Origin of the sequence: Microbacterium sp., assembly GCF_032084865.1 — a bacterium.
In the GTDB taxonomy this organism is placed as follows: domain Bacteria; phylum Actinomycetota; class Actinomycetes; order Actinomycetales; family Microbacteriaceae; genus Microbacterium.
Map to the genome: position 1 here is coordinate 1 of NZ_DAMDLU010000013.1, position 22,266 is coordinate 22,266.

The following is a 22,266-nucleotide window of genomic DNA, read 5'->3' on the forward strand; positions in this document are numbered from 1 at the left end:
CCAGTCGGGCACCGTCGAGATGAGGCTGGTCGCAAACGCCAGCACGCCGACCAGAGCGCTGATCCAGCGCCCGATGCCGCCGAGCACGGCGACGAGCGCCTGGTTGATCGCGGCGAACGCGATGCCGGCGACCACCGCGAAGCCGGCGAACCCCCACCACGTCGCCGCGTCGTACTCCACGACGAGCTGCACGACCAGGGCGACCAGCAGGCCCTGCGCTGCGCCGATCGCCGCTGCCGGCCAGAAGCCGCGCAGCACCATGCCGGCCGACGAACGTCGTGACGTGAGCGCGCTGCCGGGAACCGCCCGCAGCACGACGAACGACGCCAGCGCGCCGAACCACAGCACCACGGCCGACAGCAGGGGAATCGTGGCCGGGCCGAAGAAGTCGTTCGAGTCGGAGTTCGAGGTGACCGGGTCGGCGATAACCGAGGCGAGCGACGTCGACTGCTCATCGTCGAACGACGGCAGCGAGGTCGAGGCGGTGCGCAGGCCCTCGGCGAGATCACCGGTGCCGGACGCCAGGTCGTCGAGCCCGTTCGAGAGCTCGCCGGCACCGTCGCCGAGCGCGGAGATGCCGTCTCGTAGCTGAGATGCGCCGGAGGCGAGGCCCGATGCTCCGGTCGCCGACTGGCCCACGCCGTCAGCGAGCTGGCCCAGTCCGCCGCCGAGCTGCGACGCCGCCGTACCCGCCGTGCGCAGCTGCCCGGCGATCGTCTTGGGCGCCTCAGTGCTCAGCTGCGTGAGCCCGTCCGCCGTGCCCGCGGCGGCCTGAGCGGCACCAGCGGCGCCGGCCTTCAGAGCAGGAAGACCCTCCCGCTGATCGGTTTGGAGCTTCTGCAGCGCACCGCAGACGAGGTCGTCGATGCCACCCGAGAGCTTCGTGACTCCGCTGTTCACCCCGGCGGTGGCCTGCTTGGCCCCGTTCGCGGCCCCCAGCAGCTGACTCGGCACCAACCCCCCGCTCTCGAGCGCCGCCGCCCCCGAGATCAGACCCTGCCCGAGCTGCGTCGCTCCCGTGCCCGCCTCGCGTGCCTTGCCGGCGATCGTGTTCAGTCCACCCGACAACTCGCCCGCGCCGCTCGCCAGCTTGTCCGCGCCGTCGGCGAGCTGAGCCGCGCCACCGGGGATCTCGGCCGCGCCGTCCGCGGCCGAGCGTGCACCGTCGGCGAGCTGGTCGGCGCCGTCGGCGGCATCGCCGATCTGGTCGCCGATGGTCTTGAACCCGATCAGCACGTTGCCGACCGTCGCCTCGCTCACCATCGTGCCGAGGGTCGACGCCGCGACGGAGGCGATCTGCTGACTGATCAGCCCGTCGGCCACGCGGCCGTCGGGCGGTGTCGTCACGCTGATCTCGGCCTGCTCTGCCGACCCCTCGCCGTCCTGCAGGGCCACGCCCGCCGAGGTCGCGTCCTTCGAGAACGACGTCGGAATCGTCACGACCGCCTGATACCGGCCGTCTGCCATGCCTTCGGCCGCGTCGTCCTCGTTCGAGATCACCCACGTGAGGTTCGAGTCGAGCTCGTCGGAGCCCTCCACGAGACCGGCGGCGAGCTGGCGGCCGAGCGGGGTGTACTGCCCGTCGATCGTGCCCGGCTTGTCGAGGTTGACGACCGCGGCGGTCATCTCCTCGAGCCGGTCGGTCGGGTTGTGCAGTGCCGCCACGAGGATCCCGCCGATCATCGCGGGCAGCAGCAGCACCCCGATCAGCGTCAGCCAGGTGATGGGCCGGCGCGAGCGTGCGCGTTCGATGGGGAGAGTCATGCGGTCACCTCGGTCGAGTCGGAGGTCGGGATGTCTGCGCTCACGCGCAGATCGGAGACGGATGCCACGGATCGGCCGGCATCGGCGAGCAGGCGCTGCGCGGCATCCGGGTCCGTCGTCGTGAAGACGACCGCGAGGTCGTCACCGGCGTCGCGCAGCCGCGCGGTCAGCTGATCGCGATCGGATGCCGAGATGCGCTCGACTCCGTCGAGGACCACGAGGCCGGTCCGTCCGCGCAGCGCTTCGCCGAGCTGGGCGCGGGCGTCCTGCCCGTCGATCAGCGCGACGCCGACGTGCGCGCGCACCCAGGCCGCGCGGCCCGGCAGCAGATGGCCGGTGACGCGCAGCGTTCCGGCATCCGGTTTCACCCGTCCTGCCAGCACGAGAGCGAGGGTGCGCAGGGCGCGACGCGTCGTGCCGGTGACGACCAGCGCACCTCCCGGCGCAAGCCGCAGGTGCGCGCCGTGGATGCCGGCGTCGTCGACGACCAGATCATCGGCGGCGAGGATGCTGTCGTCACCCGGCCACGCGTCGAGCGCGCGCTCGCGTTCGACCGCCTCGCCCTCGATGTCGACGTGCGGCAGGATGCGCTGCATCCACCGCGGGATGCTCCATGCTCGGTCGCCGAGGATCGCCATCACCGCGGGAATCAGCGTCATGCGCACGACGAACGCGTCGATCGCGATGCCCGCCGCCAGGCCGAGGGCGATCGGCTTGAGCGACGAGTCGCCCTCGGGAACGAACGCGACGAACACGGCGAACATGATGAGCGCCGCAGCGGTGACCACCCGGGCGGTGCCGGCGAACCCGGAGCGCACGGCCTCGACGGCCGCGGCTCTGGGCCCGTGAGCCTGTCGAAGAGCGCCGGCGTGCACGAAGTCCTCCCGCATCCGCGAGACGAGGAACACCTGATAGTCCATCGCCAGACCGAACAGCACGCCCATCAGCACGATCGGCATGAAGCTGATGATCGGACCGGTGCGCGCGACATGCAGGGCATCCGCGAACCAGCCCCACTCGAAGACCGCGGCGACGACGCCGAAGGCGGCGACGATCGAGAGCAGATAGCCGATCGCCGCGGTGACCGGCACCCAGATCGAGCGGAACACGACCGCGAGCAGGATCAGCGAGAGGCCGATCACGAAGACGCCGAACGGCAGCAGCGCGGCACCGAGCTGGTCGGAGATGTCGATCGCGACCGCGGTGAAGCCGGTGACCTTCAGGTCGATCCCGTACTCGTCGAGCCACTCGTCGTGGTGCGAGCGCAATTCGCGCACGAGGTCGCTGGTGGCCGGGTCGTCGGGCGCGGTCGTGGGGATGATCTGCACGATGCCCGTGTCAGCCGTCTCATTCGGCGTGGCGAGGGCGACCTCGCGCACGCCGGGAAGCTTCTCGACCTCCTCGCCGAGATCCTGCATGAGGTTCAGCGGATCGGTGGACGTGACGATCGTGCCGGTGAGGATCAGCGGGCCGTTGAAGCCGGGGCCGAACTCCTCTGCGGTGAGGTCGTAGCTGACCCGCGCCTCCGACCCCTTGGGCAGCACACCGGCGTTGGGCAGCGCGAGGTTCAGACTGAGAGCGGGGATCGCGACGATGCCCAGGCCGACGATGACCGCGGTGGCGACGATGATCGGGCGCTTCGTGACGGCATCCACCCAGCGACGGGAGAAGGCGGGGCGAGGTGCGGCATCGGCCTTCGCACGGGTGCGGCGCGGACGGCCGGCGACCCGACCCTTCAGGAAGCCGAGCATCGCGGGGGTGAGCGTGACCGAGATGGCGACGGCGATCGCGACGGCGACAGAGGCGGCGATGCCCATGGTGGTCAGGAACGGGATGCCCGCGAAGCCGAGCCCGATCAGTGCGATGAGCACCGTGACACCGGCGAACACGACCGCGGAGCCTGCGGTGCCGACCGCGCGTGCCACGGACTCCTCGGGATCGATGCCGTCGCGCACCTGATCCTGATGGCGCGCGACGATGAACAGCGCGTAGTCGATGCCGACCGCGAGGCCGAGCATGAGCGCGAGCAGGGGAGTGGTCGACGAGACGGTGGCGAAGGCGGTGGCGGCGAAGATGCCGGCCATCGAGATGCCGACCCCGAGCACCGCGGTCAGCAGCGGCAGACCGGCGACGACGAACGAGCGGAAGGTGACGATGAGCACGAGCAGGGCGATGAGCAGTCCGATCGCCTCGGTGATCGTGACGGTGGGGATCGACGAGGCGAACAGGTCACCGCCGAGAGCCGCCTGCGACCCCTCCGGCAGTGCGGTGGCGAGGTCGTCGACCTGCTGCTGCAGGTCGTCTTTGACGCTGTCTGGCACGTCGGTCGACTGCCCGTCGAACTGCAGGCGCACGATCGCCGCGGTCTTCTCGGTGTTGACCATGCCCGAGATGTTCTCGTCGTAGGGCGAGGTCACGGCGAGGACGCGGTCGTCGAGCCTCTCGAGCTCACCCACCGTGTCCTCTATGCGGTCGCGGTAGGAGGCGTCGGTGACGTCATCGCCGTCGGCGGCGACGACGATGAACTGCGCGTTCGTGCCGCTCACCTGCGGGAAGGTGCGCTGCAGCTGCTCGAGTCCGGCCTGCGACTCGGTGCCGGGGATCGAGAACGTGTTGTCTGTTCCTGCGCCGAGCCCGAGGGCGCCGCCGCCGGCGGCGCCGAGCACGATCAGCCAGGCGACGAGCACGCGCCAGGGGTGGCGGAACGACCAGCGGCCGAGCGAGGAGAGAAGGGTGGACACGCGGCCTCCGCAGAATCTCGATACACAGATGTATTGAATACGTAGATGTATCGTAAGGGCATCGGTATGCCGGATGCTGTGCGCCCGATGTGAAGGAGGAGTCGATGTCGACGACGCGGAGCCGTGAGAACACCCGCGCGCGCTTGCTCGAGGCGGCCGCGCAGGTGTTCGCCGAGGTCGGTCTCGAGGGTGCCACTGTCGAGGCGGTCTGCGAGCGCGCGGGGTTCACCCGCGGCGCGTTCTACTCGAACTTCGACTCGAAGGACGCCCTGTTCCTCGAGCTCGCGGCATCGGTCGGCGAGGCCCGCCTGCAGGCCGTCCGCGAGCGCGTCTCGGCCCTCGTCGGCCAGAACGCCATCGACGACTGCGACCCGGCCGATCTCGTGCAGCAGATCATGGATTCCGGGGCCGACGACCGCATGGGCGTGATGATGATGAGCGAGATCCGCATCCGCGCGCTGCGCGACCCGTCGTTCGCGGCGGCCTACCTCGCGCAGGAGAACGAGATGATGCAGAGCATCGTCGCGATCATCCAGGAGATCGTCGACTCCGGGCAGATCACCCTGCGCATCGACGCGGAGGAGGCGGCCCGGCTGCTGATGATCGTGTGGGAGGGGATGAGCGTGCGCAGCGCCATGAACGGCGCCGATTCCCACCGCCTGCGCCGCGCGGGCAGCGAGGCCCTCGGCCGGATGGTCGAGCTGATCCGGGTCTAGTCGTCGGCTCGGGCATCCAGCACCGCGTGACAGCGCTCGAGTCGTGCCAGCCACCACTCGCGCCGGTCGTCCGGCGCGTTCAGGCGCCTCAGCGCATCGGCATCCGGAGTCACTCTCGCGGCCGACACCGACCCGTCGACCGGGCGGGCATCGGCGACGTCATCGACGAACAGCGAGGCGGTGCCGAGCCCGCAGTCGAACTCGAGTGCGGGGAGGGATGCCGCGAGCGCCGCGCCCTGCGACAGGCCAACTGCGGTGTCGAGCGCGCTCGAGACCACCGCGGGCAGGCCGGCCTGCGCGACGATGTCGAGCGCTCGCCGGATGCCGCCGAGCGGCTGCGCCTTGATGACGACCAGGTCCGCGGCGCCGGCGCGGGCGACCGCCAGCGGGTCATCGGCCCTGCGGATGCTCTCGTCGGCCGCGATCGGGATGCCCATGTGCTTCACCCGGCGACGCAGATCCGCGAGCTCGTCGACCGACGCGCAGGGCTGCTCGGCGTACTCCAGATCGAATTCGGCCAGGGCGTGGATCGCGCGCTCGGCCTCGTCGACGTTCCATCCGGCGTTCGCGTCGATGCGGATCCGGCCCTCGGGGCCCATCTGCTCGCGCACGGCGCGCACGCGGGCGATGTCGTCGGCGAGCACCTGGCCGTGTTCGGCCACCTTCACCTTGGCGGTGCGGCATCCGTCGAACCGGGCGAGCACCTCCGGCACGCGCGCCGCCTCGACGGCGGGCACTGTGGCGTTGACGCGGATCCGGTCGCGGATAGGCGCGGGCTGCTCGTGCCAGGCGAAGTCGATGGCAGCGGCGAGCCAGGTCGCGGCCTCGGCATCCGCGTACTCGACGAAGGGGGAGAACTCCGCCCAGCCCTGCGGGCCCTCGAACAGCACCGCCTCGCGCACGTCGACCCCGCGGAAGCGGGTGTTCATCGGCAGGGCGACCACCCGGGCGGTGGCGAGCAGGTCGGCGAGGGGCGGCGTCATGCGTCCATCATGCCCGTGCATTCGGCGCGCGAGGTCAGCCGACCTTCTTCTGCAGCTCGCCGAGGCGCCCGGATGGCCGGAAGCCGAGGCGGGTGTTGACCGCGAGCATGTGCGCGTTCGACGCGGCGTTGTAGGTGTAGATGCGCGGCGTCCCGGGGGAGCGGCGCTGCAGCATCCGCAGGTTCTCGACCTTCACGCGCAGGCCGAGGCGGTGGTCGCGGTCCTCGCGGCGCACGAGAGTGCCCCACTGGTACGCGTTGCCGTCATCGCCCGAGACGACGAGCTGCGTGTACGCGGCGATCCTGCCGTCGGATGCCAGAGCCACCGTCCCGAACGACGTGCGGCCCTGCTTGGCCTGCATCCGCTCGTCGGCGCGGTAGTCGGCGACGTCGGCTGACGCGGCCTCGATGTCGAGCCCGCCGGTCGGAGCCTCGGTGTCGAGAATGGCGTCGAGAGCCGCCCATTCGGCGACGAGCGCTGCTGCAGCTCGGTGCGACTCTCTTCGAGGGTCCAGATCAGCGCGTTCTCGCCCATGTCGGCGCGCTTGGCCTCGGCATACGCCTGCCACCACAGGTTGTGCTCGACGGTGTCGAACGGGTCGACGCGGCGGATCTGCACCGGTGGGTTCATCGCCCCAGACTACGGCGGCGAGCAGTCCATCAATGTGTCGTTGACAATGGTGTGTGCCGCACAATATAGTGACCGACATGAGCGAGAACGAGTTCGACGGTCACCTGCAGGAGCTGCGGCGCGGCACGATCGTGCTCGCCAGTCTGCAGCTGCTGCGCACGCCGGGCTATGGATACGGACTGCTCGAGCAGCTGGCATCCGCCGGTTTCCCCACCGACGCGAACACGCTCTACCCGCTGCTGCGCCGACTCGAGAAGCAGGGCTATCTCGACAGCGAGTGGAACACCGACGAGGCGAGGCCTCGCAAGTTCTACCGCACCTCCGAGGCGGGCGTCCGCCTCGCCACGACCTTGACTCAGGAGGTCGCGGCCATCGCCGCCGCGACCGCCGCGCTCCGCGACGAGGAGAACTGACATGACCGCCACACTGACCGACCGGTACATCGCCGCCACCGTGCGCAGCCTTCCCGCGGGACTGCAGACCGAGGTGCGCGACGAACTGCGCGCCTCGATCGCGGATGCTGTCGATGCGCGTACCGAGAACGGCGAGCCGCTCGAGCACGCCGAGCATGCCGTGCTCACCGAGCTGGGCGACCCCGCGGCGCTCGCCGCCGGGTATGCTGACCGGCCGCTGCATCTGATCGGGCCGAAGTACTACCTGACCTGGTGGCGGCTGCTGAAGATCCTGCTCGCCGTCGTGCCCGCCTGCGCCTTCGGCGGAGTCGCGATCGCGCAGGCGCTGGCGGGTGCGGGAATCGGCGAGGTCATCGGCGAGGCGATCGTCGTCGTGCTCTCGGTGATCGTGCACGTGTCGTTCTGGACCACTCTGGTCTTCTTCGTGCTCGAGCGCACCGGCGCCGACACCGGCGCGAAGTGGAGCGTCGACCAGCTGCCCGAAGACCCGCACGACGGCACCGGTCGCGCCGACCTGATCGTCTCGCTGGTCATGCTCGCGCTGTTCGCCGGGGCGGTGCTGTGGGACCAGCTGCGTGGCTGGACGGCCTCCGCCGATGTGCCGCTGTCGATCCTCAACCCCGCGCTGTGGCCCTGGGGCATCGGCGCTCTGCTCGCCCTGCTGGTCGCCGAGGCGGCGCTCGCGATCGCCGTCCACGCCCGTGGACACTGGACGATGACCTTCGCGTGGATCAACGCGGCGCTGGCCGCAGTCGTGATGGTGCTCGCGCTGACCGCTCTCGTGCAGGGGGCGCTGTACAACCCCCGCTTCGTCGACGAGGTGTTCGCGGGCAACGGCGTGAATGACGACGCGCTGATCGTGCTCGCGGTTCTCACCGGCTTCGGGATCGTGGGCATCGCGCTCGGCGACATGATCGACTGCTGGCGCAAAGCCGCTCGCGCCCGCCTGGCCCGCTGATCCGCGGCCGCCCTCCCGCCGGCGTTCGCACCCACGTTCGCACCCACGCGTTCGCACCCACCCGCGAGCGTCGAGACCCCCAGATAACGCCCACGGGCGGACGTTCCGAAGTGGGGGTCTCGACGCGAAGTGAGGGTCTCGGCGCAGAAGACAGCGCCGGGTCGCGCGGGGTCAGCCCGTCGTGACGCTCTCGATCACGACGGGGGTCTTCGGAGCTCCGTCGGATCCGCCGTCGGTGGTTCCGGCGGCGGCGACGTCGGCCACGACCGCGGTGGATGCCTCGTCGAGGTGACCGAACACGGCGTAGTTCGGCGGCAGCTGGCTGTCGGCGTACACGATGAAGAACTGCGAGCCGTTCGTGTCGGGCCCGGCGTTCGCCATCGCGAGCGTACCGGCCTCATACGTCTCCGACCCGTCGAGCTCGTCGGCGAACGAGTAGCCGGGGCCGCCCGTTCCCTTGGCGCTCGGGTCGCCGCACTGCAGCACGAAGATGCCGTCGGTGGTGAGGCGGTGGCAGGTGGTGCCGTCGAAATAGCCCTGCTCGGCGAGCGAGAGGAAGCTGTTCACGGTGCACGGCGTCTTCGCCGCGTCGAGCGTCATCTTCAGCTCGCCGACGCCCGTGAGGACCGTGACGGGCACCTCGCCCGTCTCGGTGGGCTCGGCCGCGGGAGCCTCGACGTCCTTCGACGCGGGGCGGCCGCCGGCCGGGTACGAGCAGGTTCCGGATGCGTCCGTCGCCGATGACGGAGCGGGTGCCGATGAGCCCGGCTCTGCGGCATCCGGGTTCGAGGCGCAGCCTGTCAGGGCGAGCGCGGCGGCGGCGGTGAGGGCGAGTACGGAACGGCGGAGGTGAGTTGTCAGTCGCACGCCCCGATCGTACGCGAGGCGACTGTGCGAGCCGGGCGAACGGACCCTCAGGTGATTAGGCTGAGAGCCGTGACCGCCGACTTCGTCTCCGACATCTTCGACCCGTTCGAATGGCAGCTCGCGCCCGGTGCCGAGGACTACACCGACATCACCGCGCACGTGTCGCGCGACGGGGGCGTCGCCCGCATCGCGTTCGACCGGCCCGAGGTGCGCAACGCGTTCCGACCGCACACCGTCGACGAGCTGTACCGGGCGCTCGACACCGCCCGCCAGGACCCCCGCATCGGCGTCGTGCTGGTCACCGGCAACGGCCCGAGCCCGAAGGACGGCGGCTGGGCGTTCTGCTCGGGCGGCGACCAGCGCATCCGGGGCCGCGACGGGTACAAGTACAGCGACTCCACGACGGAAGTCCACGACACCGCACGCGCCGGGCGCCTGCACATCCTCGAGGTGCAGCGGCTGATCCGCTTCATGCCGAAGGTCGTCATCGCGGTCGTCCCGGGCTGGGCCGCCGGTGGCGGGCACTCGCTGCACGTCGTGTGCGATCTGACGATCGCGAGCGCCGAGCACGGCCGGTTCAAGCAGACGGATGCCGATGTCGGAAGCTTCGACGCCGGGTACGGATCCGCCTACATGGCGCGCCAGACCGGGCAGAAGATCGCCCGCGAGGTGTTCTTCCTCGCCGAGGAGTACTCGGCGCAGCGCGCCTACGAGATGGGTGCCGTCAACCGGGTCGTGCCGCACGCCGAGCTCGAGCGCGAGGCGCTGGCGATGGCGCGCACGATCCTGACCAAGTCGCCCACCGCCATCCGGATGCTGAAGTTCGCCTTCAACGCTGTCGACGATGGACTCGTGGGCCAGCAGGTGTTCGCCGGCGAGGCCACGCGCCTCGCGTACGGCACCGACGAGGCGGTCGAGGGGCGCGACTCGTTCCTGCAGAAGCGCGACCCGGACTGGTCGCCCTTCCCGTATCACTTCTGATGCGACTGCATCCGGTCGAGAGCGCCGATCCCGGCGCCGTGCGGGATGCCCTGCCCGCCGCGCTCGACGGCTCTCGCCCGCTCGCTCTCGGCTTCGACCCTGCACCCGATGACATCGTGCCCGAGGGCACCGCCGTCGTGATCGCGACATCGGGATCGAGCGGCATCCCCAAGCGCGTGGTGCTCAGCGCTGCCGCCGTGCGTGCGAGCGCCGAGGCGACCGCGCTGCGGGTCGGGTCGGGGCAGTGGATGCTCGCGCTGCCCGCCGCGTACATCGCGGGCGTGCAGGTGCTCGTGCGCTCGCTGCTCGAAGGCCTGGAGCCTGTGCTGCTGGAGGGTCGGTTCACTCCGGATGCCTTCGTACACGCCACGTCGGCGATGAGCGGTGACCGGTTCACCTCGTTGGTGCCCGCGCAGCTGGCGACGCTGCTCGACGCGGGGGAGTCCCGGCCGGGGGTTCGCGACGCGCTCGCGTCATACCGGGCGATCCTCGTCGGCGGGCAGGCTCTGCCCGAGTCGATGCGCGTCCGCGCGGCCGATGCGGGCGCGCGGATCGTGCGCACCTACGGCTCGAGTGAGACCGCGGGCGGGTGCGTGTACGACGGCGTGCCGCTCGACGGTGTGCGCGTGGCCGAGGTCCATGGCGAGGTGCGCATCAGCGGACCGGTGCTCGCCGACGGCTACCTGGGTGACGACGCACTCACCTCACGCGCGTTCACGAACGACATGCACGGCGCCCGCTGGTACCGCACGGGAGACGCCGGCACGGTCGCGCCGGACGGACGCCTCGCCGTCACCGGCCGCATCGACAACGTGATCGTCTCTGGGGGTATCAACGTGTCGCTCGATCGGGTGGAGCGCGTGGTGCGCAGCGTTCCGGGGCTGGAGCAGGCGGTCGTCGTCGGTGTCCCGGATGAGCGCTGGGGGGAGGCATCCGTCATCTTCGCCGACGTGGCAGCAGACGACGGGCGGCGGCTGCTTGACGACGCACGCGCCCGAGTCGAGGTCGAGATCGGCCGGCACGCCAGGCCCGCACATCTCGAGGCCGGAAAGGTGCCGCTGCTGGCATCCGGCAAACCCGACCGGCAGGCGCTGCGGCGGATGATGCGGGACTGACTGTCTGCCCCGACGCCCGGGTCGCCGCCGCGGGGCGCGCCGGCGCTCTCGCTGGAGCTTCGGCTGGTCCCGAATGGCTGTGTCGGATGCGTGGAGGCGACCGTTCGGGCCCACTCGGCGGCTTGCGGGTGCCGGGACGCGCGCCGCTGGCACGTCGGCTGGTCCCGAATGGCTGTGTCGGATGCGTGGAGGCGACCGTTCGGGCCCAGTCGGCTGTGTCGGATGCCGGGACGCACACCTGGCATGCCGGCTGGTCCCGAATGGCTGCGTCGGATGCCGGGAGGCGACCATTCAGGCCTGCGAGGCGACGACCAGGGATACATCTGCAGGCGGACGCGCCTCACCACGCCTCTCCCGTAGCGTGAAGGGGTGATCCGCCGCATCCCGACGACCTGGCTCGTGCTCGACATCGTCGGGGCTGCCCTCGGCGCGCTGGTCACGATCCCGCTCTCGCTGGCCTTCAGCACGGGGCAGCTCAGCTTCTGGCTGCCTGAGATGCCGGCGACGCTCATGCTCGTCGTCACGTCGCTGCTGATCTGGGGAGCCGCGGCGGTCAGCCGACTGTCACCCCCGATAGCCCTCATCCTCGCCTGGACGGGCGCCCTTCTGCAGATGGGGGCGGGCCTCTCCCCGCTGCCGATTGACATCGCGATCTTCGGGGTGCTGTTCGCGACGTCGGCCTGGGGCACGAAGCGGATGCTCTGGCTCGGCGGCGCCTCTGCTCTCGGCGGCGGCATACTCGGCGGACTGTACATCGGCCTGATGCAGTACGACCTCGCCGTGGTCACCGCCCCGGCCCAGCTCGAGATCCGGCTGCTGCTGCTGAGCGTCACGATGGGGCTCACGATCCTGCTGTCGCTGGCCCTGTCGTGGGGTGCCGGCCTGCTGTGGCGGCTGGTGCGGCAGAGCAGCGCGAACCGCGAGGCGCAGCAGCGCGCGGAGAGAGCCGCCGCCGAAGAGCAGGAGCGGGTGCGCATCGCCCGCGACATGCACGACATCGTCGCGCACTCCCTCGCCGTGGTCATCGCGCAGTCCGACGGGGCGCGCTATGCCGCGGCCGCGAAGCCTGAGCTCGCTGAAGAGGCACTGGTCACGATCGCGCAGACCGCGCGGTCGGCCCTGTCGGACGTGCGGATGCTGCTCACCCAGCTGCGTCATCGGCAGGGAGACGGTCCGCAGCCGACGCTCGCCGACCTCGAAGCGCTGTTCGCCCAGGTGCGTCACGCCGGCGTCGAGCCGCGGGTGACGGTCGACCCGATGCCGCCGGCCGAGCCGCCGGGGGCGATCCAGCTCGCCGTGTACCGAATCCTGCAGGAGGCGCTCACCAACGCCATCCGCCACGGTGGCGGCGATGTCGATGTGCGTCTGTCGTGGTTCGCGGATCGGGTCGAGATCGTCGTGCACAACCGCATCCCGCCGTTGAAGCAGGCCGTCCCGGGAGCCCCGCCCGCGAATCCCGGTGGGCACGGACTCATCGGCATGCGCGAGCGCGCGCAGCTGGTCGGCGGGTGGATCACGGTGCAACATGAGCCGACCCGGTTCACGGTGCGCGCTACGCTTCCGATCGGCCCTTCGGCGAACTGAGTGGCCGACGACGACCAGGAGGTCCGGATGATCAGGGTCGCGCTGGTCGACGATCAGGCGCTGTTCCGCGCGGGAGTGCGGATGCTCGTCTCGTCGCAGCCCGACATGGACGTCGTCGGCGAAGCCGGCGACGGCCGTGAGGCGCTCGAGGTCATCGGCCGCACCCGTCCCGACGTGGTGCTGATGGACATCCGGATGCCCGTGATGGACGGACTGACGGCCACCGCGGAGCTGCTCGCCCAGCCCGACCCGCCGCGGGTCGTCATGCTCACCACCTTCGACCTCGACGAAGCGGCGGCGCGGGCGATCCAGCGCGGAGCCAGCGGGTTCCTGCTCAAGGACGCCGACCCCGAGTTCCTGCTCGCAGCCATCCGCACAGTGAAGTCCGGATCGAGTGTGATCGCGGCATCCGCCACCCTCGAACTGTTCGCGCACTTCACCCCCGAGACCAAACCGGTGCCCCCGGAGTACGCCGATCTCACCGACCGCGAGCGCGAGATCTTCGCCCTTGCCGCGCGGGGTCTGTCGAACTCCGAGATCGCGGCTCGCGAGTTCCTCAGCGAGGCGACCGTGAAGACGCACATCAGCCGCATCTTCGGCAAGCTGCGCCTGCGCGACCGCGTGCAGCTGGTCGTCTTCGCCTTCGAGCACGGCCTCGCCTGACGCGACGTACACCGACGGCCGGCTCGGATCATCCTCCCGATGTATCCGGATGCCACCCCGGGGCCGATGTGCCGGGGTGGACCCGGAAAATAGCGTCGAAGCATGCAGATCACGACCTCGGACCTCGGCCTCGCCGCTCGCGTCCAGCACCTCACCAAGACCTACGGGGCGGGCGCCGCGGGCGTTCGCGCGCTTGACGATGTCAGCGTCGGCATCCGCCGCGGCCAGTTCACCGCGATCATGGGCCCGTCCGGATCGGGCAAGTCCACGCTCATGCACATCATGGCCGGGCTCGACGCACCCACCGAGGGTCGCGCCTGGGTCGGCGACACCGAGATCACCGGCCTCGGCGACCTCGAGATGACCGTTCTGCGCCGCCGCCGCGTGGGGTTCATCTTCCAGGCGTTCAACCTCGTGCCGACCCTCGACGCACTCGGCAACATCCTGCTGCCGTTCGAGCTCGACGGGCGCCGGCCGACGGCCATCGAACGGGCGCGCATCGAGGGACTCGTCGAACGTCTCGGGCTGGCATCCCGACTCACGCACCGCCCGCACGAGCTCTCGGGCGGCCAGCAGCAGCGCGTCGCGATCGCCCGCGCGCTCGCCACCGCACCCGACCTCGTGTTCGCCGACGAGCCGACCGGAAACCTCGACTCGCGCAGCGGACGCGAGGTGCTGGGGCTGCTCGCGAACGCAAGCCGCGAGCACGGCCAGTCGATCGCGATGGTCACGCACGACGCGATCGCGGCGAGCCACGCCGACCGCGTGCTGTTCCTCGGCGACGGGCGCATCACCGCCGATCACCCGAAACAGACCGCCGAGCAGATCGCCGCGCACATGCTCGCCGCGGAGGTCGCGGCGTGAGCGCGTCCGCAGCGACGATGTCGCGTCTCGAGCAGAACCACCCGGCCGCGGGTCGCCTCGCCTGGCTGCGCGAGCGGGGGATGGGAGCGAGCATCCTGGTCTCCGCGCTCGCCGCGGCCTTCGGTGTGATCCTCGTCGAGGTGACCGCCTACATCGGAGCGGTGCTGCAGTCTGATCCGTTCATCGGCGCCAGCGAGGTGCTCGCGATCGTCGTGGCCATCCTGTCGGTGCTGCTCGTCGGGGTCGCGATGTACGTGGCGGCGATCGTCACCGCGAACACCTTCTCGACGATCATCGCCGGTCGCACCCGGCGCATCGCTCTGCTGCGCCTGATCGGCGCTTCGGCCCGCTCGCAGCGGGACGAGGTCACCGGGCAGGGGTTCGTGGTCGGCCTGATCGGCGCGGGAATCGGTCTGGTGATCGGCGTCGGCTTCTCGGCACTCGGGATGCTGGTCGGCGATGCCGTGCTCGACGGCGCTCCGGGCGACGTCACCCTCGCGCAGCCCGGCGTACTCTTCCCCGTGGTCGGCGTCGCGCTGACGACCTGGCTCGCCGCCTGGATCGGGTCGCGCCGCGTGCTCACCGTCACCCCGCTGCAGGCGCTCGGCGGCTCTGTCGAACGCACGCACGACGAAGAGGTGAGCCGTCGCGGCAAGCACGTCGGAGCCCTGGTGCTGATCGTGGCCGGAGTGGCGCTGCTCGTCGCGGGTGTGCTGCTCGGTCTCGTCACACCGCTCGGCGTGGTCGTGGCGTTCTTCGGCGGACTGTTCTCGTTCACCGGTCTGGCGACCGCGTCGCCGCTGTTCATGCCGCCGGTGCTGCGCCTGGTCGGGCGCCTCTTCGGCACCGGCCCGACCGCCCGACTCGCGGCAGAGAACGCGCTGCGACACCCCGAGCGGTCGAGCCGTATGGCCATCGGCGTGGTCATGGGTGTGGCACTCGTGACGATGTTCGCCGTCGCTCTCGAGTCGGTGAAGGCGCTGCTGATGCGCCAGAGCGAGGGAGAGTTCGTCGAGGGGTTCTTCGCCCCGATGGACGCGTTCGCGAGCATCATGATGGTGCTGGTCGCGGTGTCGGCGGTGATCGCTGCCGTCGGCCTGGTCAACCTGCTCACCATCGGGGTGGTGCAGCGCCGCCGCGAACTGGGGCTGCTGCGCGCGATCGGCCTGACCTCGACCCAGGTGCGCCGGATGGTGCTGCTCGAGGCCGTGCACATCACGGTCGCCGCGACCCTCACCGGTCTCGTCCTCGGCATCGCCTACGGCTGGATCGCCGCGCAGTCGCTGCTCGGATCGGTGCCCGTGCTGCCCGACTTCGAGCCGGCCGGGCTCGTGTACCCCGCGGTGCCGTGGATCCCCGTGGCGATCATCGTCGGCGCGACCGCCGTGCTGACCGTCGTCGCCGCCGTGACCCCGACTCGGCTGGCGACCCGGGTCGCTCCGGTCGAAGCGCTCGCCGCCGACTGAGCTCCGTTCCCGGATTAGGCTTGGCGGATGCCCTCACTGTTCGACCAGTCCTCGTACCAGGTGCGCCTCGACTGGGGAACGCAGGGCCTCGCGCGCCTCGCGCCCGCCGACGTCGTGATCGTCGTCGACGTGCTCCGCTTCTCGTCCACACTCGCCGACGCAGTGGCGGCCGGGCAGCGGATCGCGCTGACGGATGCCGTGTCGTGGTCGACGAACGGCGCGGCGGTCGCCTCGGCCGCGTCGGCTTCGGCTGGCCCGGATGCCCGCACCGCGACCGTCCTGGTCGGCGGCATCCGCAATGCGGCCGCGACCGCCCGCGCGGTGTTGAGCGTGCAGGAGCGCCAGGGCGCCCGCGCCTCGGTGTCGATCATCGCGGCAGGCGAGCTCGCACCCACCGGCGAGCTGCGGTTCGCGGTGGAGGACCAGCTCGGCGCGGGGGCGATCATCGCCGCACTGTGCGACCTCGGCATCGATCACTCGTCGCCCGAGGCAGCTGCGGCGGCCGAGGCGTTCCGCGCACTCAGGCCGGGACTGCGGCACATGCTCATCGGCAGCTGCTCCGGTCGCGAGCTGGTCGACGGCGTGGCATCCACCGCCCGCATGGAGGCTGCCGGCGTGCGTCCGGCGACCGCGACCGAGGCGGCGGAACTGGATGCCGTCGACACCGTCCCCGTGCTGCGCGAGGGCGTGTTCGAGCGGTTCAGCTGACCGCGCCGTCGGAAGTCGCAGGCCGCTCGGTCGTGGTTTGCGTGTCGCGCGGGCGGCGCGCCGCGGGCATCCGGTTCGGTCTGGGATTCCCGACGCAAGGCGACGACGCCGCGCGGCATCGGCAGCGCCGGCATGCGGCGGCATAGGGTCGGAACATGAGGTTTCTCCCCGCGGTCATCGTCGACGCCGTGTTCGTGCTCGTGTTCGCGGCGATCGGCCGCGCATCGCATGATGAGAATCCGCTCGGATTCCTGCTCACGGCCTGGCCGTTCCTCATCGCGCTCCTCATCGGGCACGGCCTCGCCGCGCTCGTTCCCGCCCGCCCGCGTCGACCGTGGTCGCTCGGCTGGGGCGTGATCGTCTGGATCGTGACGGTGGCCGGAGGGATGCTGCTGCGCATCGCCACCGGCGACACCGCCGAGACCCCGTTCATCATCGTCGCCTCGCTGGTGCTCGCCGCTCTGCTGCTCGGCTGGCGGCTGATCGCCCTTCTCGCGCGACGCTATCGCTCATCGCGCGCCGCGGACTGACTCCCGTAGCCGCCTGAAAATCAGGGGATCAGCTGAAACGCAGGATGGATGCCGCGAGGCGATCCTGCATTCCGGGCGAAGTCCTGCGTTTCGCGCAGCTCAGCGGGGCAGCTGCGCGGCGAGCCGATCGGCGGCGGTGATCTCGCGACGGCGCCACTCGAACAGGAAGCGCCGGTCGAAGCGGCGAGAGCACTTCGCGCACGACGTCTCGCGCGCCGGGCGGCGATGACGATACGCGACGTGACCCGAGGGGCACCGCCCGATCCACGGGGCGAGCTCGGTCGCCGTCTCGCCGTGGTGGGTGGCTCCGCCGACGTATCCCAGCGACTGGGCGATGCGCTTCCACGCGGGGCCGTGCCCCGCCGCGTGTCCCGCCAGGGCGTGGGCGACCTCGTGCAGCAGGGTCTGATGGATCTCGTCGTCGTCGAACCGGGCGGCCAGATAGCGCGACACCGAGATGCGTCGCCGCTGGTAGTCGCACAGCCCCGCACGGCGCTTGGCGTTGTCGAAGTCGAACGACCACGATTCGTCGAGGTGCATCCGGATCAGCGCGTCTCCCCAGACGCGGACGCGATTCAGATCGGCCATGTGATCAGAGTAAGACCAGGCGCCGACATCGGCTCTAGACGAACGCGTCGGCTTCCATCGCGCTGCGCCGCTCGGCGGCCTCGATGGCGCGCAGCGCCTTCTCGAGATCCGAGTCGTCGGCGCCTGCCTCCCGGCGCAAGAACAGCGAGCGCTTGAAGCTCTCACGCGCCTGCTCGAAGTCGCGCACCTCGTACGCGTTCTTGCCATGGTGCTGATGCGCGAAGGCGGCGATTCCCGCCCAGCCCTGCCCCTCGGCCTCGTTGGCGCACGTCGCGAGCTCCTGCGCCGCCGCCGCGTGCGCGCCCCGGTTCTGCAGCACGGTGGCATGCAGCACGCGGGCGCGCAGCAGGTCTTTGCGGGTGCCGGCCATGCGAGCCTGACGCACCGTCTCAGCGGCGAGCTCGAGCGCCTCGTCGAGCCGGTCGAGCACCTTCAGCAGCCACACGCGCTCGAGCAGCACAGGCAGGCTGCGCTGATTCTCGATCTCGGTCAGGCGGGTCAGGCACTCGCGCGGATCCACCAGCTCCCGGAGGGTTTCTGGGTCGTAACCCTGGATCAAATTCACGACTGCTGGCTCCCTTCTGCGACCGTCGTCCCAGTCTGCCTCGCCGACCTGAGAACCGGGTCGAGGCTCGCCCTGAGACGGCGGGATCGACCCGACCTGCGAGCCTCAGCGCAGGAAGATGCTCGCGTCGGGGCGAGGGGATGCCACGGCATCCGCGTCGGTGACGATCGCCGCTCCCTTCGCGAACGCCGCGACCTCGGCATCCTGGGCGATCTTCGCCGGATGCGGGCCCGCGGCCAGCAGCCGGGGCAGCCACTCGGTCGGCAGCGGAGCGCGAGACGCGGCCAGCACGAGGTTGCCGAACCGGCGGCCCTTCAGCACCTGCGTGTCGGCGAGCAGCGCGACCTCGTCGAACACGCTCATCGCCGTCGTCACCTGGCGTCGCGCGAACGCGAGCCCCGGCCCGTCTGCGACGTTCACCAGCAGAACGCCCGACGGCGCCAGCAGGTCGGCGATCTCGCGGTAGAACTCGACGCTGGTCAGGTGCGCGGGCGTCTGCGCGCCGGAGAACACGTCCGAGACGACGAGATCGCAGCGTCCGGTGAGCGCGGGCGGCAGCCGTTGCAGCCCTTCGCGCGCGTCGCCGATCCGGATGCGGATCGCCGCCGACCGCGGCAGAGGCAGGTGCTCGCGCACGAGCGTCACCAGCGGGCCCTCCAGCTCGATCACCTGCTGGCGCGATCCGGGCCTGGTCGCCTCGATGTAGCGGGGGATGGTCAGGGCTCCCGCACCGAGGTGCACGGCGCTGAGCGGGGCGGATGCCGACGAGCCGAGCTGATCGATCACCGCGCCCATCCGCACGATGTACTCAAAGTGCAGGTGGGTCGGATCATCGAGGTCGACATGCGACTGCGGCGTGCCGTCGACGATCAGCTCGAATCCGCTGGAGAACTCGCTCGGCGCCACCTCGGCGATGCCGCCGTGCTCGAGGCGCACCTGCGGGTTCGCCGCATCCCGCGCGCGTGCTCGTCCCATGCTCATCTCCTATGTCGTGCGGTCTGTGGGGTGCAGGTCGCCTGGTCGTGTTCGTGGCGGAGAGTATCCGTCAGCGCCGCTTGCCACCCGAGCAGGTCTGCTGGTTCAGATCGATGCCGCTGATCTGCTCCGACAGCACGACGCCCTCCGTCTCAGACGGCGCGGGGCTCGGCGCCTCGGATGCGGGGGCTGACGGCTCCGGCGCCGCGGGCGACGCGGTCGTGTCCTCCGCGACCACACCGCCGTGATTGCTGGCCTCGCCGGTGATCTGCATCGACTCGCCGGCCCGGATCGCCGCCCACATCGGCTCCGCGGCGCTCTCATCGGTCACGACCCGGTTCGGGTCGGACGGGGCCTCGACGGTGGGCAGCTGCAGGAACTTGAACTCGTCGAACGCGACGTCCTTCAGCGCGAGCCCGAGCTGTGCGAGCCGCACCGGGTTGGCGAGCTCTCTGCTGGGCTCGACGTTGTCGGCGACGACATTCGCGAGGCGCAGCACCTTGGGCACGTCGGTGAGGGTCTCGCTGCTGAGGATCTTCTTGGCCAGACGCGACATGTACTGCTGCTGGTTCGAGATGCGGGCGAGGTCGCTGCCGTCTCCGATCCCCTTGCGGACCCGGATGAACTGCAGCGCGTCGTAACCCGACACGGTGCGCAGCCCCGGAGGCCAGTCGATCCCGGTGTCGCGGTCGCGGATGCCCGTGCCGCCGATGCAGATCTCGACGCCGCCGATCGCGTCGGTGATCTTCATGACGCCGTCGAAGCTGAGCTTCGCGGCGAAGCCGATGTCGATTCCGCTCAATGCGGCGACCGACTTCACCACGCACGACAGCCCGGCCCGCTCGAAGACGGTGTTGATCGCCGCGGCGGATGACGCGGATGCCACCGAGCCGTCCTCACGGGTGCATTCGGGAACCTCGAGCATCAGGTCGCGCGGCAGCGAGACGACGCTCACCTTGCGCGGTTCGGCTGAGACGTGCACGAGCAGGTTGACGTCGTTGCGGATGCCGTCTTCGCCGACGCACCGGGGACCGAGCTTCTGCGCCGACACCTCGCCGCACTCGTCCGTTCCGACGAGCAGGATCGCGAATTCGCCCGGGTACGCCGCCAGAGACGGGGGAGCGACCTCCGGCGCGTCTTCCAGATCGACCGCACCCTGATTCACCCGCAGAGTGAGATCCGCGGCGATGAACCCCCCGATCCCGAGCGCCGAGACCGACACGACGGCGAGGCCGATGCCCAGCATCCGCAGCGCCGACCCCCATGCCGAGGGTGTGCGGTGCGGGGCGTGCTGAGCGACGGGGGTGCGCGTCATGGCATCCGACCCTACAGCGCCCGCCCCTGGCCGACCCGATACCGGATCGCAACATGCGAAAGTTTGGCGATCGGCCGGGGCGCTGAGTAGCGTCAAGACATCATGTGCGGATGCGATGGGGCATCCGATTCATGCGAGGAAGCATTCACAGAGAGGCACACCATGCTCCACAGCACCCGCAGGCGAGGCATCGCACTCGCCGCCGGCACCGCCGTCGCAGCAATGCTGCTGACCGGCTGCGTCGCCAGCCAGCGCGACGACGACAACGGCTCGAAGTCCTCCGGCGACGTCGACAGCACCTTCGTCTTCGCCGCATCATCCGACCCGCAGGGCCTCGACCCCGCGCTCGCGCAGGACGGCGAGACCTTCCGCGTCTCGCGCCAGATCTTCGAGGGACTGGTCGGCACCAAGCCCGGCACCGCAGACCCCGCACCGCTGCTCGCCGAGTCGTGGGAGTCGTCCGAAGACGGCATGACCCACACGTTCGACCTGAAGACCGGGGTGAAGTTCCACGACGGCACGCCGTTCAACGCCGAAGCCGTGTGCTTCAACTTCGACCGCTGGTACAACTGGACCGACCTGCTCGCCTCCGAGGCGCTCGGCTACTACTACAACAAGCTGTTCCGCGGCTACGCGTCGAACGCGGCCGACGCCGTCTACAAGTCGTGCACGCCCGACGGCGACGACAAGGTCACCATCGAGCTGAACAAGCCGTTCGCGGGCTTCATCGCCTCGCTGTCGTTGCCGGCGTTCAGCATGCAGAGCCCGTCGGCGCTCGAGGAGTTCAAGGCCGACGAGGTCGGCGGCACGGCTGCGGCGCCGACGCTGTCGGAGTACGCGAAGGCGCACCCCGCCGGCACCGGGCCGTTCCAGTTCGACTCGTGGGCTCCGGGCGAGAACGTCACGCTCAAGGCCTTCGGCGACTACTGGGGTGAGCAGGGGCAGATCGACGAGGTCATCTTCCGCGTGATCGACGACCCGACCGCTCGCCGCCAGGCGCTCGAAGCCGGCGACATCGACGGCTACGACCTGGTCGGCCCGGCCGACACCAAGGCCCTCGAGGAGAAGGGCTTCACCATGGTGTCGCGCAAGCCGTTCACCATCCTCTACCTCGGCTTCAACCAGGCTGTGCCCGAGCTGCAGGACATCAAGGTGCGCGAGGCGCTCTCGTACGCGATCGACAAGGACGCGCTCATCAAGCAGGTGCTGCCCGAGGGCACCGAGAAGGCCACGCAGTTCGTGCCGCCGGTGGTCACCGGATACAACAAGGACGTCACGACCTTCGAGTACGACCCCGCCAAGGCGAAGTCGATGCTCGAGGAGGCCGGCTACACGGCTGACAAGCCGCTCACGCTGACCTTCAACTACCCGGTCAACGTGTCGCGTCCGTACATGCCCAACCCCGAGCAGATCTTCACCGTGCTGGCGAAGCAGCTCGAGGAGGCGGGTGTGAAGGTCAACCCGCAGACCGACGCCTGGAGCCCGGACTACCTGGAGAAGATCTCCAGCACGCCCGACCACGGCATCCACCTGCTCGGCTGGACCGGCGACTACAACGACACCGACAACTTCGTCGGCGTCTTCTTCGGACAGAAGAGCGCGGAGTGGGGCTTCGACAACCCGGAGCTGTTCTCGGAGCTGGCGGATGCCCGCGGCATCTCGAACCTCGACGACCAGACGAAGGCGTACGAGAAGATCAACGAGGATGTCGCGGAGTTCATCCCGGGCGTGCCGCTGGCGCACCCGGCACCGACGCTCGCGTTCGACAAGCGGGTGAAGAGCTACCCGGCCAGCCCGGTGAACGACGAGGTCTTCTCGGAGATCGTCCTCACCAAGTAAT

21 protein-coding genes are annotated in these 22,266 nt (G+C 70.4%); 12 read left to right on the plus strand and 9 right to left on the minus strand.

Annotated elements, in window-relative coordinates; genetic code table 11:
* Both RT309_RS02705 and RT309_RS02710 read right to left on the minus strand, forming a co-directional pair.
* Nucleotides 1–1,764: YhgE/Pip family protein (locus tag RT309_RS02705; RefSeq protein WP_313355098.1), on the minus strand; the 1,764-nt coding region annotated here is incomplete at its 3' end.
* Nucleotides 1,761–4,505: an efflux RND transporter permease subunit gene (locus tag RT309_RS02710; protein ID WP_313355099.1), complete on the minus strand. Its 2,745-nt coding sequence runs from the start codon at nt 4,503–4,505 to the stop codon at nt 1,761–1,763. The genes RT309_RS02710 and RT309_RS02705, both read right to left, overlap by 4 nt.
* Nucleotides 4,506–4,609: 104 nt before the next feature.
* On the opposite strand from RT309_RS02710, the gene RT309_RS02715 reads away from it, so the two are divergent.
* On the plus strand, nt 4,610–5,221 hold the full coding sequence (locus tag RT309_RS02715) for a helix-turn-helix domain-containing protein (protein ID WP_313355101.1): 612 nt from the start codon (nt 4,610–4,612) through the stop codon (nt 5,219–5,221).
* Here the strand turns inward: RT309_RS02715 and RT309_RS02720 are convergent.
* Nucleotides 5,218–6,204 (minus strand): o-succinylbenzoate synthase, encoded by a 987-nt coding sequence (locus RT309_RS02720; protein WP_313355102.1) that lies wholly within the window; start codon nt 6,202–6,204, stop codon nt 5,218–5,220. The genes RT309_RS02715 and RT309_RS02720 overlap by 4 nt on opposite strands.
* A gap of 34 nt (nt 6,205–6,238) precedes the next feature.
* The gene (locus RT309_RS02725) at nt 6,239–6,772 is read right to left on the minus strand and encodes a hypothetical protein (protein WP_313355104.1); all 534 of its coding nucleotides are present in this window, start codon (nt 6,770–6,772) and stop codon (nt 6,239–6,241) included.
* A 139-nt stretch (nt 6,773–6,911) separates the two neighbouring features.
* Between RT309_RS02725 and RT309_RS02730 the strand changes: the two genes are divergently transcribed.
* Nucleotides 6,912–7,247, plus strand: coding sequence for a helix-turn-helix transcriptional regulator (locus RT309_RS02730; protein WP_313355106.1), 336 nt, complete (start codon nt 6,912–6,914; stop codon nt 7,245–7,247).
* Between the two features lies 1 nt (nt 7,248).
* The gene (locus RT309_RS02735; protein WP_313355108.1) at nt 7,249–8,205 is read left to right on the plus strand and encodes a permease prefix domain 1-containing protein; all 957 of its coding nucleotides are present in this window, start codon (nt 7,249–7,251) and stop codon (nt 8,203–8,205) included.
* A 171-nt stretch (nt 8,206–8,376) separates the two neighbouring features.
* Here the strand turns inward: RT309_RS02735 and RT309_RS02740 are convergent, their stop codons facing one another.
* Nucleotides 8,377–9,072, minus strand: a complete 696-nt coding sequence (locus tag RT309_RS02740; protein WP_313355110.1) for a peptidylprolyl isomerase — start codon at nt 9,070–9,072, stop codon at nt 8,377–8,379.
* A gap of 69 nt (nt 9,073–9,141) precedes the next feature.
* On the opposite strand from RT309_RS02740, the gene RT309_RS02745 reads away from it, so the two are divergent.
* The 8 genes from RT309_RS02745 (at nt 9,142) to RT309_RS02780 (ending at nt 16,983) form a co-directional block, all read left to right on the plus strand.
* On the plus strand, nt 9,142–10,053 hold the full coding sequence (locus RT309_RS02745) for a 1,4-dihydroxy-2-naphthoyl-CoA synthase (protein ID WP_313355112.1): 912 nt from the start codon (nt 9,142–9,144) through the stop codon (nt 10,051–10,053).
* On the plus strand, nt 10,053–11,168 hold the full coding sequence (locus RT309_RS02750; protein WP_313355113.1) for an AMP-binding protein: 1,116 nt from the start codon (nt 10,053–10,055) through the stop codon (nt 11,166–11,168). The genes RT309_RS02745 and RT309_RS02750 overlap by 1 nt, the downstream gene beginning before the upstream one ends.
* Nucleotides 11,169–11,537: 369 nt before the next feature.
* On the plus strand, nt 11,538–12,752 hold the full coding sequence (locus RT309_RS02755) for a histidine kinase (RefSeq protein WP_313355114.1): 1,215 nt from the start codon (nt 11,538–11,540) through the stop codon (nt 12,750–12,752).
* Between the two features lie 27 nt (nt 12,753–12,779).
* On the plus strand, nt 12,780–13,415 hold the full coding sequence (locus RT309_RS02760) for a response regulator transcription factor (protein ID WP_313355116.1): 636 nt from the start codon (nt 12,780–12,782) through the stop codon (nt 13,413–13,415).
* Nucleotides 13,416–13,517: 102 nt separating this feature from the next.
* Nucleotides 13,518–14,279 carry an ABC transporter ATP-binding protein gene (locus RT309_RS02765; RefSeq protein WP_313355117.1) on the plus strand — a complete coding sequence of 254 codons (762 nt, stop codon included), beginning with the start codon at nt 13,518–13,520 and terminating at the stop codon, nt 14,277–14,279.
* A 17-nt stretch (nt 14,280–14,296) separates the two neighbouring features.
* A complete protein-coding gene (locus RT309_RS02770; protein WP_313355138.1) occupies nt 14,297–15,745 on the plus strand; it encodes an FtsX-like permease family protein in 1,449 nt (482 codons plus the stop codon).
* Nucleotides 15,746–15,772: 27 nt separating this feature from the next.
* A complete protein-coding gene (locus RT309_RS02775) occupies nt 15,773–16,453 on the plus strand; it encodes a 2-phosphosulfolactate phosphatase (RefSeq protein ID WP_313355119.1) in 681 nt (226 codons plus the stop codon).
* A gap of 155 nt (nt 16,454–16,608) precedes the next feature.
* Complete coding sequence (locus RT309_RS02780; protein WP_313355120.1) at nt 16,609–16,983, plus strand: DUF3054 domain-containing protein; 375 nt, start codon at nt 16,609–16,611, stop codon at nt 16,981–16,983.
* Between the two features lie 99 nt (nt 16,984–17,082).
* Here the strand turns inward: RT309_RS02780 and RT309_RS02785 are convergent, their stop codons facing one another.
* From RT309_RS02785 to RT309_RS02800, 4 genes are all read right to left on the minus strand, one after another.
* Nucleotides 17,083–17,571, minus strand: a complete 489-nt coding sequence (locus RT309_RS02785) for a SprT-like domain-containing protein (protein ID WP_313355122.1) — start codon at nt 17,569–17,571, stop codon at nt 17,083–17,085.
* Nucleotides 17,572–17,605: 34 nt separating this feature from the next.
* The gene (locus RT309_RS02790; protein ID WP_313355123.1) at nt 17,606–18,136 is read right to left on the minus strand and encodes a hypothetical protein; all 531 of its coding nucleotides are present in this window, start codon (nt 18,134–18,136) and stop codon (nt 17,606–17,608) included.
* Between the two features lie 105 nt (nt 18,137–18,241).
* Entirely contained in the window at nt 18,242–19,111 is an 870-nt protein-coding gene (locus RT309_RS02795) for a fused MFS/spermidine synthase (RefSeq protein ID WP_313355124.1), read from the minus strand.
* Nucleotides 19,112–19,181: 70 nt separating this feature from the next.
* Nucleotides 19,182–20,426: an LCP family protein gene (locus tag RT309_RS02800; protein WP_313355126.1), complete on the minus strand. Its 1,245-nt coding sequence runs from the start codon at nt 20,424–20,426 to the stop codon at nt 19,182–19,184.
* 162 nt (nt 20,427–20,588) lie between these two features.
* Here RT309_RS02800 and RT309_RS02805 point away from each other — a divergent pair, with 162 nt between their 5' ends.
* Nucleotides 20,589–22,265: an ABC transporter substrate-binding protein gene (locus tag RT309_RS02805; protein WP_313355128.1), complete on the plus strand. Its 1,677-nt coding sequence runs from the start codon at nt 20,589–20,591 to the stop codon at nt 22,263–22,265.
* The last annotated feature ends 1 nt before the right edge of the window (nt 22,266 follow it).